Source organism: Desulfuromonas sp. KJ2020 (genome assembly GCF_024197615.1).
Lineage (GTDB): Bacteria > Desulfobacterota > Desulfuromonadia > Desulfuromonadales > SZUA-540 > SZUA-540.
Window position 1 is genome coordinate 406,589 of sequence record NZ_JAKUKE010000001.1, and the last position, 16,244, is coordinate 422,832.

General features: G+C 59.2%; 13 protein-coding genes. 7 read left to right on the forward strand and 6 right to left on the reverse strand.

Annotated elements, in window-relative coordinates; all coding sequences use genetic code 11:
* Positions 1–73: 73 nt before the first annotated feature.
* The 3 genes from MJO47_RS01845 to MJO47_RS01855 all read left to right on the forward strand — a co-directional run bounded on the left by MJO47_RS01845 (position 74) and on the right by MJO47_RS01855 (position 3,085).
* Positions 74–1,888 (forward strand): aryl-sulfate sulfotransferase, encoded by a 1,815-nt coding sequence (locus tag MJO47_RS01845; RefSeq protein WP_253959416.1) that lies wholly within the window; start codon positions 74–76, stop codon positions 1,886–1,888.
* Between the two features lie 185 nt (positions 1,889–2,073).
* Positions 2,074–2,514 carry a peptidylprolyl isomerase gene (locus MJO47_RS01850; protein WP_253959417.1) on the forward strand — a complete coding sequence of 147 codons (441 nt, stop codon included), beginning with the start codon at positions 2,074–2,076 and terminating at the stop codon, positions 2,512–2,514.
* 76 nt (positions 2,515–2,590) lie between these two features.
* On the forward strand, positions 2,591–3,085 hold the full coding sequence (locus MJO47_RS01855) for a hypothetical protein (RefSeq protein WP_253959418.1): 495 nt from the start codon (positions 2,591–2,593) through the stop codon (positions 3,083–3,085).
* A 2-nt stretch (positions 3,086–3,087) separates the two neighbouring features.
* On the opposite strand, the gene MJO47_RS01860 is transcribed toward MJO47_RS01855, so the two are convergent.
* The 3 genes from MJO47_RS01860 to MJO47_RS01870 form a co-directional block, all read right to left on the reverse strand.
* Positions 3,088–6,189, reverse strand: coding sequence for an efflux RND transporter permease subunit (locus MJO47_RS01860; protein ID WP_253959419.1), 3,102 nt, complete (start codon positions 6,187–6,189; stop codon positions 3,088–3,090).
* Entirely contained in the window at positions 6,186–7,445 is a 1,260-nt protein-coding gene (locus tag MJO47_RS01865) for an efflux RND transporter periplasmic adaptor subunit (protein ID WP_253959420.1), read from the reverse strand. Before MJO47_RS01865 ends, MJO47_RS01860 begins: the two co-directional genes overlap by 4 nt.
* A gap of 71 nt (positions 7,446–7,516) precedes the next feature.
* Positions 7,517–8,932 (reverse strand): efflux transporter outer membrane subunit, encoded by a 1,416-nt coding sequence (locus MJO47_RS01870; protein ID WP_253959421.1) that lies wholly within the window; start codon positions 8,930–8,932, stop codon positions 7,517–7,519.
* Between the two features lie 206 nt (positions 8,933–9,138).
* Here MJO47_RS01870 and ppsA point away from each other — a divergent pair, with 206 nt between their 5' ends.
* Positions 9,139–11,550: a phosphoenolpyruvate synthase gene (gene ppsA / locus MJO47_RS01875; RefSeq protein ID WP_253959422.1), complete on the forward strand. Its 2,412-nt coding sequence runs from the start codon at positions 9,139–9,141 to the stop codon at positions 11,548–11,550.
* Between the two features lie 87 nt (positions 11,551–11,637).
* Here the strand turns inward: ppsA and bfr are convergent, their stop codons facing one another.
* The 3 genes from bfr to MJO47_RS15450 form a co-directional block, all read right to left on the reverse strand.
* Positions 11,638–12,105: a bacterioferritin gene (gene bfr / locus MJO47_RS01880; RefSeq protein WP_253959423.1), complete on the reverse strand. Its 468-nt coding sequence runs from the start codon at positions 12,103–12,105 to the stop codon at positions 11,638–11,640.
* A 90-nt stretch (positions 12,106–12,195) separates the two neighbouring features.
* The gene (locus MJO47_RS01885; RefSeq protein ID WP_253959424.1) at positions 12,196–12,486 is read right to left on the reverse strand and encodes a J domain-containing protein; all 291 of its coding nucleotides are present in this window, start codon (positions 12,484–12,486) and stop codon (positions 12,196–12,198) included.
* Positions 12,487–12,505: 19 nt separating this feature from the next.
* Positions 12,506–12,631 (reverse strand): hypothetical protein, encoded by a 126-nt coding sequence (locus MJO47_RS15450; RefSeq protein ID WP_256502100.1) that lies wholly within the window; start codon positions 12,629–12,631, stop codon positions 12,506–12,508.
* A 338-nt stretch (positions 12,632–12,969) separates the two neighbouring features.
* Between MJO47_RS15450 and MJO47_RS01890 the strand changes: the two genes are divergently transcribed.
* From MJO47_RS01890 to lpdA, 3 genes are all read left to right on the forward strand, one after another.
* Positions 12,970–13,776 carry a PP2C family protein-serine/threonine phosphatase gene (locus MJO47_RS01890; protein ID WP_253959425.1) on the forward strand — a complete coding sequence of 269 codons (807 nt, stop codon included), beginning with the start codon at positions 12,970–12,972 and terminating at the stop codon, positions 13,774–13,776.
* Positions 13,777–13,837: 61 nt separating this feature from the next.
* The gene (locus MJO47_RS01895) at positions 13,838–13,987 is read left to right on the forward strand and encodes a hypothetical protein (RefSeq protein WP_253959426.1); all 150 of its coding nucleotides are present in this window, start codon (positions 13,838–13,840) and stop codon (positions 13,985–13,987) included.
* A gap of 48 nt (positions 13,988–14,035) precedes the next feature.
* Entirely contained in the window at positions 14,036–16,186 is a 2,151-nt protein-coding gene (gene lpdA, locus MJO47_RS01900) for a dihydrolipoyl dehydrogenase (RefSeq protein WP_253959427.1), read from the forward strand.
* Positions 16,187–16,244: the final 58 nt, after the last annotated feature.

Below are 16,244 nucleotides of genomic sequence, written 5' to 3' on the forward strand. Positions count from 1 at the left end.
CTGAGTAAAAAGAAATTGGATTGAACCAGTTAACCAACAACCATCACGCAACACCAACACAAGGAGAAAATCGATGAAAAAGATGGTTACGAACCTGGCCAAAACGGTCGTGTCATCCACCGCGCTGGCAGCCCTGCTGGTGGGGGGAATTTCGGCGACTTACGTCCCCGAATCCCAGGCGGCAGTCTTTGAGCGCAAGAAATCCACCCAGGGGGAACTGGGCAAGGTCATTGTCAACCCCTACAAGGTCGCTCCCCTGACCGCTGTTATTGAACGGGACGGCAAGGACCCCAAGAATATCAAGGTCACCGTTTTGGGCAAAGAGGGTGGGGGAATCGACATCTCCTATCCTGTCTCGGAAGGGGCCCTTCTAAACCATGACGGTATTCCGGTCTTCGGCCTGTATGATGACTACGTCAACACCGTCCGTGTTGAGTACACCCTGGATGGCCGTAAAGTCAGCACCGACTACAAGATACGCACCAACCCATTTACCGCACGTATTACTGAGGGGCGCCTGGAAACAAAGCCGACGCTCGAATCATCCAAAGTGGTTAAGGGCTTTGAAGGCCGCCTCTACATGCTGACCCTGATGGGGAATGCCGACAACAAAGAATGGGCCTGGGCGACCCCAGACCACAAGATTCACGGGGCCGGCGAGTGGCTGGAGCCTGCCGAGTTGTACATGGTCGACACCAAGGGGGAGATCCGCTGGTTCCTCGATACCGAACAGTTCTATGACAAGTACGGCCGCGACATCGATTCCCAGGGGCGTATCATGAGCATGCATCAGATGCCCAATGGCGACCTGCTCTTTGCCATGGCGCAGAAATACTTCCGCTACACCCTCATGGGTGAAAAGGCTTTTGAACGCAAACTGCCCCGTGGCTACATCGACCTGAGCCACGAAGCTATGCCCATGCCCAACGGCCACATGCTGCTGCGCGTTGCCAAGACCAACTACAACATTCCCGGCACCAAGGACGTACGCAATACAGTCCGTGATCACATCATTGAAGTCGATGAAGGCGGCCGCGTGGTGGAAGAGTGGGACATGGTTGAAATCATGGGCAAAAACCAGTACCGCAAGGATCTCATTGTCGGCCTGGATGCCAGGGCCGTCTGCCTGAACATCGACATGAACGCCGACAAAGTTGAAGTCAGCGAAGAGATCCCCTACGGCGACAACACCTCCACCGGAGCCGGCCGCAACTGGGCCCACATCAACAGCGTTGATTACGACCCGAACGACGACTCCATCATCCTTTCCTTCCGCCACCAGGGCGTGATCAAGGTCGGCCGCGACAAAGAGGTCAAATGGATCCTGGCTCCCAACGTGGGCTGGACCAAGGATATGGCCGCCAAGGTGCTGACCCCCGTGGACAGCAAAGGCAAAAAACTCGACTGCAATGGCGCCACCTGCAACAACACCGAGTTCGACTGGACCTTCACCCAGCACACCGCCTGGCTCAGCGAACGTGGCGAAAACAGCAAAAATGTCACGACTATCAGCGTCTTCGACAACGGTGATGGCCGTGGACATGAACAGCCGGCACTGTCAGAAGATAAATGGTCCCGTGCCGTCGAATACAAAATCGACGAGAAGAAGCTGACTGTCCAGCAGACCTGGCAGTTCGGAAAAGAGCGCGGTTGGGACTGGTACAGCGCCGTTACTTCCAACGTCAAGTATGACCCTGAAATGAAGACTTATTTCATGCTCAGCGGCAACGTTCACCTGCTGTCACCGAAGCGGACCAAAGGCATCATCAACGAAGTCGATCCCAAGACGGGTGAAGTCAAGGTGGAACTCGTGCTGTCCAACGACAAGAAGCCTGCGGTCTATTACCGTAGTCAGCTCATCAAGCCTGAAAAACTGTTCGCTTATTAAGGCCTGAAAGCTTCTCCCACCTGGGAGAACCACAAACAAAGCCGGAATCCCTTCACGGGGGTTCCGGCTTTTGCGTGGGGATGGCCCCTGCCTTGACAGAGAGAGCTCAACCATGTATCAAGGGGGCGGTGGCAGCTTAAGACTGTCCCGTTTTTCCGTTGGTCTCTTTCAGAAAGGATTTAGCGATGTTCAAAGCCGCCGCTGGCGATACGGTCAAGGTTCATTACACGGGCAAACTCACCGATGGCACCCTGTTCGACACCTCGATAGACAAGGAGCCCCTGCAGTTCATTATCGGCAAGCATGAAGTGATTGCCGGCTTTGAAGAAGCGGTGACCGGTATGGTCATGGGGGAAAAGAAGACGGTCGTCATTCCGCCGGAAAAGGCTTACGGCCAGCCGAAAGCAGAGGCGCTGGAGCAGGTGGAGCGCAAGGACCTGCCGGCCGATCTGGCCCTGAAAGTGGGCGGCCAGCTGGAAATCACCCGCCATGACAATACGGCCTTTTATGTCATGATCACCGAGCTCACCGACACCCACGTCACGCTGGATGCCAATCATCCCCTGGCGGGCAAGGATTTGGTGTTTGATATTGAGATGTTGGAGATTCAGCAGAAGAAGAAGTAGGTGTTTTTGTCGGGGGGGGTTTTGGGCAGCCCGGTTTTAAGACCGCCGGGACTCGCCCCGGCAGGCGACCTCCTTTTTGTTTGCCGACAAAAAGGAGGCAAAAAGCGGCTTTTTATTACTTTTGACGGGGTTTTTGCCCCTTTTGGGTCGCGCTGAAAATCAAGTACGGCATCCCTTCGACTCAAAGAGGGGCGAAAGGCCCCGGCTCACTGCGTTCACACGGGTTAAATTGGGCCGCCCCTGCACCAATTGCTCTGAGCGGCCAGACACAACCGGTTTTAAAAATCCTTATCACCGCAGTGTCCTTCCAATAATCAACCGCGCAACCAAGTTAACCCATTTGAGAAACGTGTTTCTCAATGGGGCCTTTCGCTTTCAGGTGCCACGGAGTACCCAACGTCTAAAAAGCGCTGCCGCCTCAACGCAGCGGCGCCACCAGGCAAAAGAAATAAAAGCGTTTCTTTTGGTTCCTTTTCTTTGCGCCCAAAGAAAAGGAACCCGGCTGTCGGGCCGGAACCCGACGGTTCAAGATTCAAAAGGTTTTCACCCCACCCACAAAACCAAAAAATAACCTCACCCCAACAACCCAGCCAAGCGCCGCTTGCTGTCCTCAATTATCATATAGAGACAAGGCACCAGCACCAGAACGACCGCCGTGGAAAAAAGAATCCCGAAACCGAGGGAGAGCGCCATGGGGATCATGAAGCGCGCCTGCCGGGAGGTCTCGAAGATCATGGGGGCCAGACCGCCGAAGGTCGTCAGCGTGGTCAGAATGATCGGTCGAAAGCGGCGCTTGCCGGCAGCGTGAATAGCCGTAATAGCGTCCTCTTCTTCCTGCAGGCGGCGGCGGTTGGCGTAGTCGATGAGCACCAGCGAGTCGTTGACCACCACCCCCGAGAGCGCGACGATCCCCATCATACTCATGAGACTGAGGTTGTAGCCCATGAACAGATGCCCCAGCACGGCGCCCACCATGCCGAAGGGGATGGCGACCATGACGATGAGGGGCTGGGTGTAGCTGCGAAAGGGGATGGCCAGCAAAAAATAGACGCAGAGCATAGCCATGACAAAACCCAGCACGAGGCTGCGCATGCTCTCCTTGAGGTCGGCCTGCCGCCCTTCGTAGCCAATGCTCAACCCGGGAAAATCCTGCTCCAGTTGCGGCAGTATCGTACTGTTGAGCGTAGCCATGACCTGGCCCGTTTCGCCGAGGGGTTCGACATTGGCGCTCACGGTCACGGTACGGCGGGCATCCCGCCGGGTGATGGTCGTATAGGCCCGGCCACGCTCGACTTCGGCGATATCCATCAGGGGCACGAAGGTTCCGGCCGGTGTGCGGATCATCAAATGCTCCACGTCGAAAATCCGCTGGCGCTGCTCTTCCGGCAGGCGAACGCGCACGGTCACCTCGTTGCGCCCCCGCTGCTGACGCAGGGCCTCGACCCCGGAGAACGCGTGCCGCACCTGGCGGGCCACCTCGCGAGAGGTGAGCCCCAGACTCATCCCTTCGGGCTTGATGCGGAAATCGAACTGCCGCTTGCCCGGCGTGAAACCGTCATCGACGTCCGTCACGTTGGAAAAATCCTCCAACCGCAGGGCCAGGGCCGCGCTGGCGTCCTCGAGTATGCCGATGTCCCGGTGCGACAGTTCGACGGTCAGGGCCGCCCCCGAACCGGGACCGCCGCGATCCGATTCAAACCGCAGGGATTCCAGACCGACCAGGGCTCCCACTTTCTCCCGCCACAGGCGCGTGACCTGTCCTGTGTTGATGGGCCTCACCCCGGGGTCGGTGAGGTAGGCCCGCACGACCACCTGGTTTTCGTCAATTTCAGCCAGAATCCCTTCAAGCAGACGCTCACCGCCGTTAACCGCTGCCACCTCTTCCATAGAATCGACCAGACGTCGCTGCACATCCTGCGCCCGCTCCACCGGGCTGCCAACAGGGAGCACCGCCGTGACCAGGGCCAGATCCGCTTCCACCCTTGGCATCAGAATCATGCCGATGCGGCCGCTCAACGCGTAACCGCCGATCAGGAGGAGGGTGGCCAGACCGATGGCCAGGGTCAACGAGCGCCAGCGCAGGCAGAAGTCGAGGGAGGGGCCGTAAACGCCGTCAATAAAGCGCACCACCAGACGGCTGAAGCCCTGCTGCCAGTCGTGCAGCCGGGCGGTCAGGCGGCTGGCGGGACGGCTGCCGGTATGGGCCAGGTGCGAAGGCAGGATAATCAAAGCCTCGACCAGAGAGACGAGAAAGACGGTGATAACCACCAGGGGGATGACCTTCCAGATCTTGCCCATAACCCCCGGCACGAAGTAGAGGGGCATGAAGGCCACCACGTTGGTGAGGATGGCGTAGGTGACAGGGACCGCCACATCCCGCGCCCCCTGGATAGCCGCCGTCACGAAATCCATCCCCTTCTGGCGGTATTCGTAGATGTTCTCCCCGGCGACGATGGCATCGTCGACGACAATTCCCAGGGCGATAATAAAGGCGAAGAGGGAGATCATGTTGATGGAGACCCCCAGCGCCGGCATGAACAGCAACCCCCCGAGAAAGGAGATGGGGATGCCCATGGTCACCCAGAAGGCCAGCTTGAATTCCAGAAAAAGTCCGAGGACGAACAGCACCAGGCTGAGGCCGATGAAAGCGTTTTTCAGCAGCAGTTCGAGGCGCTGGCGGTAGATGTCAGAGCGATCATTATTGATGATCCAGTCGATACCGTCGGGCAGATCGGCAGCAATCTCCACCATGGCGGCGCGCACTTCGTCCGAAACGCCGATAGGCGTCTGCCGGCCGACGCGGTAGACGTCCACCCCCATGCTCCGCTGGCCGTTGAAGAAAGCGCGGCGGTCGGTGTCTTCGAAGCCCTCTGTCACCGAAGCGATGTCGCCAAGAGTCAGCACCGCCCCTGCGGCGGTGGTAATCAGGGGGATGTCGCGAAACTGCCGGGCCCAGTCGCGGCGGTCTTTGACGCGCAACAGGATATCCCCACCGGAGGTCTCGACGGTTCCTCCCGGCAGCTCAATGGAGGCGGCGCTGATCCGTGCCGCCACATCGGCCAGCGTCAGCGCATAGGTACGCAGGTTCTCCCGGGGAACATGGACCAGAATCTCATAGTCCCGGGCGCCACTCAGATCGACCTGGGTGATACCCGGGCTCTGCAGCAGGCGGTCCCGCACCTGCTCCACGGTCTCGCGCAGGGCCACTTCGCTCACGTCGCCGTAAAACTGCATATTGACCACTTCCCGGCGGCGAACAACCAGCGAAACCTGCGGCTCCTCGGCATCCTCCGGAAAGGTGGTGATACGATCGACCTCCTGCTTGATGTCCTGATAGACCCGCTGCTGGTCCACATCTTCGAGGAGTTCAACCTGGACAGTCCCCGCCCCCTCGGCGGCAGTCGCCTGCAGCTCCTTGATGCCGTCGATGCCGCGGACCCCTTCCTCCACGGCCAGGATAATCCCCTGCTCTACCTCTTCGGGGCTGGCTCCCGGATAGGCGACGGTGATCGTCACCAGATCCAGATCAAACTCGGGGAAGACCTCCTGCTTGATGCGCGAGGTCATAAGGAAGCCTCCCAGCAGGAGGAAAATCATCAGCAGATTGGGCGTGACCCGGTTGTACACCATCCAGGCGATGGGCCCTCGCAGCTGGCGGTCGCGGCCCCGGCTCATGGCGTCGCCGCCTTGCCCGGGGAGGACGCGTCCTCCTGCAGGCGCAGACGCATGTCCTCTACCGCCGCCGACAGATCGGTAACCACCAGACGCTCGTCCTCCTGCAAACCTTGGGGAACAAGGACTTCATCACGGCCGCGGAAAAGAATCTCGATGGGGCGAATCTCCAGGCGGTCCTGTTCATTCATGATCCACACCGTATCGCCATCGCGAACCAGGCGGCGCGGAATCTTCGCCGCCGCTTCCACGGCGCTCCCGACGATTTCCACCCGCACGTAGGAGTCGATCAGCATTCTCGGGCGACCGGCATTAGCCTGCCGCCGCGCCAGTGGATCTTCGACCTCTACCAGGAGGCGGGCCATACGCCCCTCCGGTTCCACAGAGGCGGCCAGACGCAGGACATGTCCCTCGCGAAAGAGATCTTTACCCCAGGCGGCCTCATCATAAATGCGTACCCTGCTCCCCTTCCCGCCTGTCCGGTCGGGCAGCTTGATCCAGCGCAGCTGACTGACCGGCACGGAGAGCTCCACCCAGTAGGCGTCCGTTCCGGCCAACTCGACCAGGGCGGTCGCCGGGGTGACCCGGGTGCCCAGATTGACGTGGCGCGTCTGCACCACGGCGTTGAAAGGGGACGTCATGGTCGTCCGCTCCAGATCGAGGCGGGCCTGCTGCAGACGGGCAGCGGCCGCAGCCAGGGAAGCCTTCAAGGTATCAAGTTGCGGCTGTCGCAGCATCAGCGCCTTTTCTTCCTCGCTGACCTCTTCGCCCAACAGTTCGTATTCCCGGCGGGCCACCAGCTGGCGTCCCTGTTCGAGCTGAATCTCGGCCTCGACCCTGGCCACTTCACTCTCCAGCTGGGACACGGCAATGCGATAATCGGCGGGCTCAATCCGCAGGAACTCTTCCCCCTCGGCCAGCATCCCCCCCGGCATGAAATGGGGGTTGATGGCGATGACCTCGCCGCTGACCTGGGGCATGATCGTCACTTCGCGGGCCGGTTTGACGGTGCCCATGGCGTGAATGACCGTACGCTGAGGGCCAATGTGAACCGGCTGCACTTCCACCAGGATCGCCTGACGCTCCTTCGGTTTCGGCTTGGCCTTGGGACCGGTCTTCATCAGCCAGAAGACCATAGCCACCGCCCCAACCAGGATGAGCAACGGCAGAAGGTAGCGCAACAGCAGCGAGCCCCGCCGCCGGGGGTCTGGGGATGGGTTATGCCGGTCCCTATCGGATGTTGTCTCTTTTTCCATCATTTCAGCCTGTCCAAGTCTGAAAGCCCGGATGCCCGCAACGGCAGCCAGGCCAGGTTTTAGGAGTTATCGGATCAGCTCTCCTGCCGATGTGCGGGCATCTCCCATCCCGAGCCAAGAGCCCGGCAGAGATCGATGCGGTATTGTATGAGAAGGCGCCGGCCGGTCAGGGTGCTGCGCTGCAGCTGCTGGTAGGACAGCAGGGCGGAAAGAACCCGCTGATAATTCTCGGCCCCGTTGAGATAGCGATCGCGCACCCGGTCGATGGCCTGCCGCGCCAGTTCGAGCTGCTGCTGAAGGCTGTCCAGATATTCCCGCTGGCGCGCTTCGCTGCTCAGGGCGTCTTCGACTTCGCTCACCGCCTGCAGAACGGTCTGTCCATAGGTATGCAGGCGTTCGCGGGCCAAAGCCTGACTGCGCTCCACCTCGGCCCGCCGCTGACCGCCGTCGATGAGGGGCGCCACCAGGTTGGCGGCCAGAGAGGCCAGCCAGTTGTCGAACAATTTGTCGATATCGTCCGCCGAGGTGGAAGCCCCGGCGGTAAGGCTCAGGCGCGGGTAGCGTTCACTGACGGCGGCCGCCGTGCGCTCGTCAGCGGCCAGCACCTGGTACCAGGCCCGAAGCACATCGGGACGATGACGGACCAGTTCGGCGGGAACGCCGGTTTCCGGCAGAGCCGGCAGCGTGATGAGACCGGCGGGGGGCAGTGACAATGGGGCCGGGGCCAGACCGGCCAATAGATTGAGACGATTTTCAAGCAGGCGGATCTGGGCGGCGACCTGCGCCCGCTCTCCGCGATTGGCTTCAATCAGCTGGCGCTGCTGCAGCACATCGGCGATACCCGTCTGACCGGTACGGAACTGCAGGGTAACCAGCTCCAGCACCTGCTGGTTGGTCTCAATCTGGCGGTCGAGCAGGTCGAGCTGGCCGTATTTTTCCATCCGCTCATACCAGGCCGAGGCCACCTGGGCCGACAGGGTCAATGCCGCGGTCCGCAGGTCCTCATGGCTGGCCTGTGTATCGAACCGAGCCGCGTCACGGCCGGAGCGGATTCGCCCCCAGAGATCGATTTCGTAACTGGCCGAAAGTCCCAGGTTGAAGGTATTTTCCGAGCCGGAACCCCCGTTGTTTTCAAAACGCGATCGTGCGGCGCCGGCTTCGCCCTGCAGGGAGGGGATCAGCCCGGCTCCAGCCTTACGCTGCTGGGCTTCAGCCTGCCGCAGGCGCTCCCAGGTCGCCTGCAGGCTGAGATTGCCGTCCAGCGCCCGCGCCATAAACGCCTCCAGGGCCGGATCGTCGAACGAATGCCACCATTTGTCCGGCAGCACCGCTTCCCCGGTAACGCTGAAGGTCGGCGGCAGTTCTAGCTTACTCTGCCCGCCCCTGTCCACCGGCGCACAGCCGGCGGTCAACGTCATGGCCGCAAGCACGAATGCCGCCAGGGATGTCAGCCAGCGCCCCCCCAAAAGCAAAAAATCTCGTTCTGTCACGCCACTTTTCCTATCCATCCTGATCCTTTTAGGCTTACCTCATTGAAAGGGGATTATATCGGTAAATATTTTAAATGGGAAGCAGGGCCGCAAGACGGCTTCATAAAATTCCCCAATGCCACCGCTTTTGGTCCGGCGGTTGACAAGCCGGGCTCCAGTGCTAGACATGGAAACAGACCCCTGCATGAAGCCGGAAGGAGGCCCCCATGGCAACGGAGCAAAAATCCATCCGCTGGTTTGAAAATCTGAGCAACCGGGATGTTCCCCTCGTCGGAGGAAAGAACGCTTCGCTGGGGGAGATGATCGCCGCCCTCAAGCCGGAGGGGATCCGAGTCCCTGACGGCTTTGCCACCACCGCCGCCGCCTACCGAAAGTTTCTGACGACCAACGACCTGGAGGAAAAGATCCGGCAGCACCTGCAGGACTACCGCCAAGGCAAGCGCAGTCTGCACCAGGCTGGGGAAGCCATCCGCACCCTCATCCGCCGGGGCCGCTGGCCCAAGGAGATCGCCGATGCCATCCGGGACGCTTACGGAGAGCTGTGTCGCCGACTTGGAAAGGATGAGGTCGATGTGGCCGTTCGCAGCAGCGCCACCGCCGAAGATTTGCCCGACGCCAGCTTTGCCGGCCAACAAGAGACCTTTCTCAATATTACCGGCGCTGAGGAGCTCCTCGATGCCTGCCGTCGCTGCTATGCCTCCCTCTTTACGGATCGAGCCATCGTTTACCGGGAGACCAAGGGCTTCGACCACCTGCAGATCGCCCTGTCCGTTGGCGTGCAGAAGATGGTGCGCGCGGACCGTGCCAGCGCCGGCGTGATGTTTTCCATCGACACCGAGACCGGCTTTCCTGACGTCGTCGTCATCGACGCCGCCTGGGGTCTGGGCGAAAACGTCGTGCAGGGGGCGGTCACGCCAGACAACTACCTGGTCTTCAAGCCTCTGCTCGACCAGGAAGACCTGCGGCCCATCCTGCACAAGAAGCTGGGCTCCAAAGAAAAGAAGATGGTCTACGCCCGCAGCGCCGGGCACACAACCCGCAACACCGAGACCTCCGCGAAAGAACGTCATGCTTTCGTGCTGACCGACGCGGAGATCCTGCAGCTGGCCCGCTGGGCGGTCATCATCGAAAAACACTATCAACGTCCCATGGACATGGAATGGGCCAAGGATGGCGACAGCGGCGAGCTCTTCATCGTGCAGGCCCGGCCGGAGACCGTGCAATCGCGCCAGGCAGCTGGCGTGCTGCGCCGCTACACCTTGAAGGAGAAGGGAGAAGTGTTGCTCAGGGGGCTGGCTATCGGGGAGATGATCGCCACCGGCAAGGTGCAGGTCATCAAGAGTGCCAGCGACATCGAGAGCTTTGAGGAAGGGAACATCCTGGTGACGGGCATGACCGATCCGGACTGGGTGCCGGTAATGAAAAAGGCGGCCGGCATCATCACCGATCACGGCGGCCGCACCTCCCACGCCGCCATCGTCAGCCGCGAGCTGGGCATCGCCGCCGTCGTCGGCACCGGCACCGGTACCAGCGACCTGAAGGATGGCCAGGAGGTCACCCTCAGCTGCGCCGAAGGGGATGTGGGAAAAATCTACGAGGGCCGCCTCGACTTCGAGCAGACGGAACTCAACCTGGAGAACCTGCCGTCAACCCGCACCCGGCTCATGATGAACATCGCCAGTCCCGCCACCGCCTTCCGCTGGTGGCGCCTTCCCTGCCGGGGCATCGGCCTGGCCCGCATGGAGTTCATCATCAACGCCATCATCCAGGTACATCCCATGGCTCTGGTCGAATTCGACCAGCTGGAGGACAAAGCCGCCCAAAAGCAGATCCGCGAACTGACGCGGCATTATCCCGACAAGAGCGAGTACTTCGTCGACCAGCTCAGCCAGGGGATCGCCACCATCGCCGCCAGCCAGTATCCCGAACCGGTCATCGTGCGCCTCTCCGACTTCAAGACCAACGAATACGCCGAACTCATCGGGGGCCGGCAGTTCGAGTTCGCCGAAGAGAACCCCATGCTCGGCTTCCGCGGAGCCTCCCGCTACTACAGCGAGCGCTACCGGGCCGGCTTCGCTCTCGAATGCGCCGCCCTCAAACGGGTGCGCGAGAGCATCGGCCTCGACAACGTCATCGTCATGGTCCCCTTCTGCCGCACTCTCAATGAGGCTGACCGGGTGCTGGAAGAGATGGCGGCCAACGGCCTGGTGCAGGGGGAGAGAGGACTGGAGATCTACATGATGGTGGAAATTCCCGCCAACGTGGTGCTGGCGGAGAAGTTTGCCGAGCGCTTCGATGGCTTCTCCATCGGCAGCAACGACCTGACCCAGCTCGTACTCGGCGTCGACCGCGACTCGGCCATTCTGCGGGAAGTCTTTGACGAACGGGACGAAGCGGTCAAAACCATGGTCGCCCAGGCCATCCAGTCGGCGAAGAAAGCCAGCATCAAAATCGGCATCTGCGGCCAGGCCCCCAGCGACTATCCCGACTTCGCCGCCTTTCTGGTCGAAGAGGGGATCGACTCCATCTCTCTCAACCCCGACAGCGTTCTGGCCGTTTTGCAGAAGATCGCCGAGATGGAGGCCCGCCTCGGCATCTGCCCCCGCCGGCCGGCATAAGCCTGTTCAGGCGGCAAAAAAACACCAGCGACCTGAATTTTATCAGGCCGCTGGTGTCAGGCTGATTCCGCAATCAGTGCCCCAGTGCTAACCCATCTTTTCAGCCAGATAGCACTGAATACCCATTTGCTCGATCTGATCCTTCTGCTCTTCGAGCCAGTCGATGTGGCTTTCCTCGTCCTTCAGGATCGCTTCAAGCATGGTCTTGGTCCCGTTGTCGCCCACTTCGGCGGCAAGTCGAATGGTCTCGTTATACTTCTTGATCGCATCGTCCTCGGCAGCCCAATCCTTTTGATGCATCTCCTCGACTTTTTTACCGATGGAAATGGGGCCAAGTTTGGAGACAATGGGGCGGCCTTCCAGGAAAAGGATCCGTTCGATCAATTTTTCGGCATGCTTCATCTCCTGAATCGAACGCTGCTTGATGGCCTGATGCAGAGAGTCATAGCCCCAGTCTTCGCACATTTCTCCGTGAACAAAATACTGGTTAATGGCTCCAAGTTCCTCGGCAAGGCGTTCGTTGAGAGCATCAATTAATTTCGCATTTCCTTTCATGTGCACCTCCTGAAGCATAGATTGACCAACACGGCTCGACTTCAGTTGGAACCGTAACAGGGATTCAGGAGATTTCAAGGTAGGGCCACGTCATCTGCCACCCCAGATAGGATCCTCAGCGAACTGGGCTTCGATCCTGGCCTCGGGGTTCTGTTCGTAAAACTCCTGCCGCGTAAAGGAAAAGCGATACTCCCCGACATAGGCCATGAGCAGGCGATAGGCGGCGTTGACCTGCCGTATGGTCTCCGAATCTTCTGTGTTTCCCCTATCCGGGTGGTAGCGTTTCACCAGCTCTTTGTGGCGCGCCTTGATTTCGGCCAAAGAAGCCTTTTCTCTCAGGCCCATGATTTCACAGGCATCCTGCAGTTCCGCAAAGGTCATATCCCCCCCGTTTTCCAGTTCACAGCTTGGCCCCCACCAGAATGTAGAGGGCCGCCTGGCCAGGTTCGGTGCTGGGAAAAATTTCCTGCCCGTCGATGCCCAGAAATGATAGCGGATCCGCAGCCGACAGTGAGTACCTCTTCATCCGCACGAAGGTATCTCCGCAGATAACCGAGTTCGGCGGCAAAGACCTTTCGCCAGAAGGGGCTCTGGCAGGAGGCCAGATAAAGCGCAGACTCCCTGGAATGATTCACCGCCAGCTCCTTGACGGACCGTCGCGGTCAATCCGCAAAGCGACAGATCAATATGCTAATAGCACTTGGCAAGAGCAGGTGCAAGTGAAGTTTCACGGTAAAAAAATGGGTAAATTGTGTCCAGACACACCTGTAGATTCTTAATGAAAGATAAAACAGCTGACAGTGACAGCCATTCCAGGAAAACCGGGTGAGGGCTGTTATGCTATAGAAAAGCGGGGAGATCATCATGAAACTCAAAAACGATCTGGAAAAGGTCATAACACCAACTGACCTTAGCGAAAAACGGAATGGCAACGACCTCGCCGGGAAGATACAACAGCTTCTGCTGCCAAAGGCACCTCCAAACTGCAGCTGGTGTTGCATTGGCGTGAAAAACATTATGGCCGTGGGCGTCGGCGGCGATTTCTTTGAATTCGCCCCCACCCATGACGGCTGCCAGGTGGTGATGGTCGGTGACGTAACTGGCCATAATGTCGCTGCGGCGGTTGTGATGTCCCTTATTTACGGCTACATTCACCGCAGCATTGAGCAAAAATGTTCTCCCTTGGAGGTCGTCCAGCAGGTTAATCGCTTCCTCAACAAATTTGGCGCACGTTCGGAAAAATACGACCATCTTTTTTCTTCGACGCTGTTTTTTGGTGTCATCGTGCCGGAAACCCTGGAGATGCATTACGTCAACGCTGCCCATCCCTCCCCTCTGGTTCGGCGCGACAATAGGCTGTTCGAGCTTGAAGCCAGTGCGCCGCTACTTGGCTTTTTCCCGGTGGGGGACGATGCCGTGAGATCTTTTCACTTCGAAAAAAATGACCGCCTTTTTCTCTACACCGATGGTATCAGCGAAACCACCGACCTGCAGGGAGAGATGTATGGTTCCCAGCGTCTGAAAAACCAACTGCAATCCCATCAGGGCGACCAGGATGAGTTCCTAGACAACCTCTTTGTCGCCCTCAGTCAATTCAACGGCTCCGCCCCGGTCCGCGATGACTGCACTGCCGTCATCATAGATTTCAATCGACCTCAACCGACAGCCTGAGATCATGCGCACTTAGACCATGAAAGAGGTGGTTAATTCCGCCTGACCCAGCGACGTAGAGATGATCGATATCACTGGCAGCGCTCCCGAACTGGTGACCGGTGTCGAAGGGTTCGTTGCCGCTCTGGCCGGGGTCACACCGCCGCGCACTGTTATGCCTGTACTGTCGTCACAGGTTTTTCCTGAGGGGGAGAAATCGCGACCTCGTTAGCTCGCAGGGGCTTTTAATAAGAGGGGCAATTTCAGGAAAGGGTCCTCCATGAAAGGCAACGGCAAAAAAATCCTCATCGTCCTCACCATTGCCGTATTGGTCACGTTGTTCTTTGCTTTCGATCTGCAACGCTATCTGACCCTCGCTGAACTTAAAGCCCGGCAGGAAGCCTTCCTGCAATTTTACGCCGCCAATAAAACGCTGACCCTCGGATTGTATTTTGTTTTCTACGTCATCGTCATCGCCTTGTCTCTGCCTGGCGCGGCCGTCATGACGCTGGCTGGAGGCGCCCTGTTCAGCTTCCTCCCAGCAGTCATCGTGGTCTCTTTCGCCAGTACCATCGGCTCAACCCTGGCGTTTCTTGTCAGCCGTTTTTTGTTGCGCGACTGGGTCCAGGCCAGATTCCGTGAGCGCCTCAAAACCGTTAACGCCGGCATTGAGCGAGACGGGCATTTTTACCTCTTTACCCTGCGACTGGTGCCCATTTTTCCTTTGTTCATGATCAATCTGGTCATGGGCCTCACCCCCATGCGTACCCTGACCTTTTACTGGGTCAGCCAGCTCGGCATGTTGCCCGGCACCGCCGTCTACGTCAATGCCGGTGCCCAGCTCGGCCAGATAGAAAGTTTGGGCGGCATTCTGTCTCCTGAACTGATCTTTTCCTTTGCCCTGCTGGGGATCTTTCCCCTGTTGGCCCGTAAAGGCGTCGACATCATGCAAAAACGTCGAAGTCTCAAAGACTTCCCCAAACCTGAATCCTTTGATTACAACGTCGTCGTTCTTGGAGCCGGCTCCGCCGGGCTGGTCAGCGCCTATATCGCGGCGGCGGTCAAGGCCAAGGTGGTCCTGATCGAAAAAGACAAAATGGGCGGGGATTGCCTCAACACCGGCTGTGTTCCGAGCAAGGCGCTGATCCGTTCTGCAAAAATGCTTGCCTACGCTCGCCGCGCCAAAGAATTCGGTCTGCAGAAATCAATGGCTGACTTTGATTTCGCCGAGGTCATGGCCCGGGTGCACCGCGTGGTGAAAAAAGTCGAATCGCACGATTCGGTGGAACGCTACACCGCGCTTGGGGTGGAATGCATCAAGGGCGAGGCACGCATCACCTCACCCTACACCGTGCAGGTCGGCGAGCGTATCCTGACCACGCGCAACATCATTGTCGCTACCGGCGCCGAACCCTTCGTACCGCCCATTCCGGGCCTCGACCAGGTGGACTTTCTGACCTCGGATAACCTCTGGCAATTGCGCGAATTGCCTCGGCGGCTGGTGGTAATGGGTGGCGGGCCCATCGGTTGCGAAATGACCCAGGCTTTTGCGCGCTTCGGCGCCCAGGTGACCCAGGTAGAGATGGCGCCACAGCTCATGGGGCGAGAGGATCCTGAGGTCGCGGCCTTCGTGCGCGAGCGCTTCGAAGCCGAAGGGGTGCGGGTACTGACCGAACACGCCGCCAAGGAAGTTCAGGTCAAAGACCAGGAGAAGATCCTGGTGTGCGAGCATCAGGGGCAAAAAGTCGAGGTGCCTTTCGATGCTATCCTGGTTGCCGTGGGTCGGCGCGCTCGCACAACGGGATTCGGCCTGGAGGAACTGGGGGTGCGCCTCAGTCAGCGCGGCACCATCGAGGTCGATCCCTTCCTGCGCACCAACTTCTCCAACATCTTCTGCGCGGGCGATGTGGCCGGCCCCTACCAGTTTACCCACACCGCCGCCCATCAAGCCTGGTATGCGGCGGTCAACGCCCTGTTTGGCGACTTCAGGAAGTTCCGTGCCGATTACCGCGTCATCCCCTGGTGCACTTTTACCGACCCCGAAGTAGCGCGCGTCGGTCTCAACGAAGCTGAAGCCCGCGAGCAGAACATGGATCATGAGGTCACGCGATTTGAGCTGGCCGATCTGGATCGCGCCATCGCCGAGGGCGAAGAGCACGGTTGGATCAAAGTCATCACGCCGCCCGGCCAGGACAAGATACTCGGTGTGACTATCGTTGGCACCCATGCCGGTGATCTGCTCGCCGAATACATCCTGGCCATGAAGTACGGTCTCGGCCTCAACAAAATTCTCGGCACCATCCACCCCTATCCAACCCTGGCCGAAGCCAACAAGATGGCCGCTGGTGAGTGGAAAAAGGCCCATGTCCCTGAAAAACTGCTGGCCTGGGTTGAAAAATACCACGCCTGGCGGCGGGGCCAGAAAGGCTAACCATCATGGAAAACAGACAAGAAAGGCCCGCAGTACATGCTGCGGGCCTTTGCTTTGG

Excerpts from the sequence above, each read along its gene's own strand:
- MJO47_RS01865 (WP_253959420.1), bottom strand. The coding sequence starts at position 7,445 with ATGATGGAAAAAGAGACAACATCCGATAGGGACCGGCATAACCCATCC.
- MJO47_RS01890 (WP_253959425.1), top strand. The coding sequence starts at position 12,970 with ATGAAACTCAAAAACGATCTGGAAAAGGTCATAACACCAACTGACCTT.
- lpdA (WP_253959427.1), top strand. The coding sequence starts at position 14,036 with ATGAAAGGCAACGGCAAAAAAATCCTCATCGTCCTCACCATTGCCGTA.
- MJO47_RS15450 (WP_256502100.1), bottom strand. The coding sequence starts at position 12,631 with ATGAAGAGGTACTCACTGTCGGCTGCGGATCCGCTATCATTTCTGGGC.
- MJO47_RS01885 (WP_253959424.1), bottom strand. The coding sequence starts at position 12,486 with ATGACCTTTGCGGAACTGCAGGATGCCTGTGAAATCATGGGCCTGAGA.
- MJO47_RS01860 (WP_253959419.1), bottom strand. The coding sequence starts at position 6,189 with ATGAGCCGGGGCCGCGACCGCCAGCTGCGAGGGCCCATCGCCTGGATG.
- MJO47_RS01850 (WP_253959417.1), top strand. The coding sequence starts at position 2,074 with ATGTTCAAAGCCGCCGCTGGCGATACGGTCAAGGTTCATTACACGGGC.
- bfr (WP_253959423.1), bottom strand. The coding sequence starts at position 12,105 with ATGAAAGGAAATGCGAAATTAATTGATGCTCTCAACGAACGCCTTGCC.
- MJO47_RS01845 (WP_253959416.1), top strand. The coding sequence starts at position 74 with ATGAAAAAGATGGTTACGAACCTGGCCAAAACGGTCGTGTCATCCACC.
- MJO47_RS01895 (WP_253959426.1), top strand. The coding sequence starts at position 13,838 with ATGATCGATATCACTGGCAGCGCTCCCGAACTGGTGACCGGTGTCGAA.
- ppsA (WP_253959422.1), top strand. The coding sequence starts at position 9,139 with ATGGCAACGGAGCAAAAATCCATCCGCTGGTTTGAAAATCTGAGCAAC.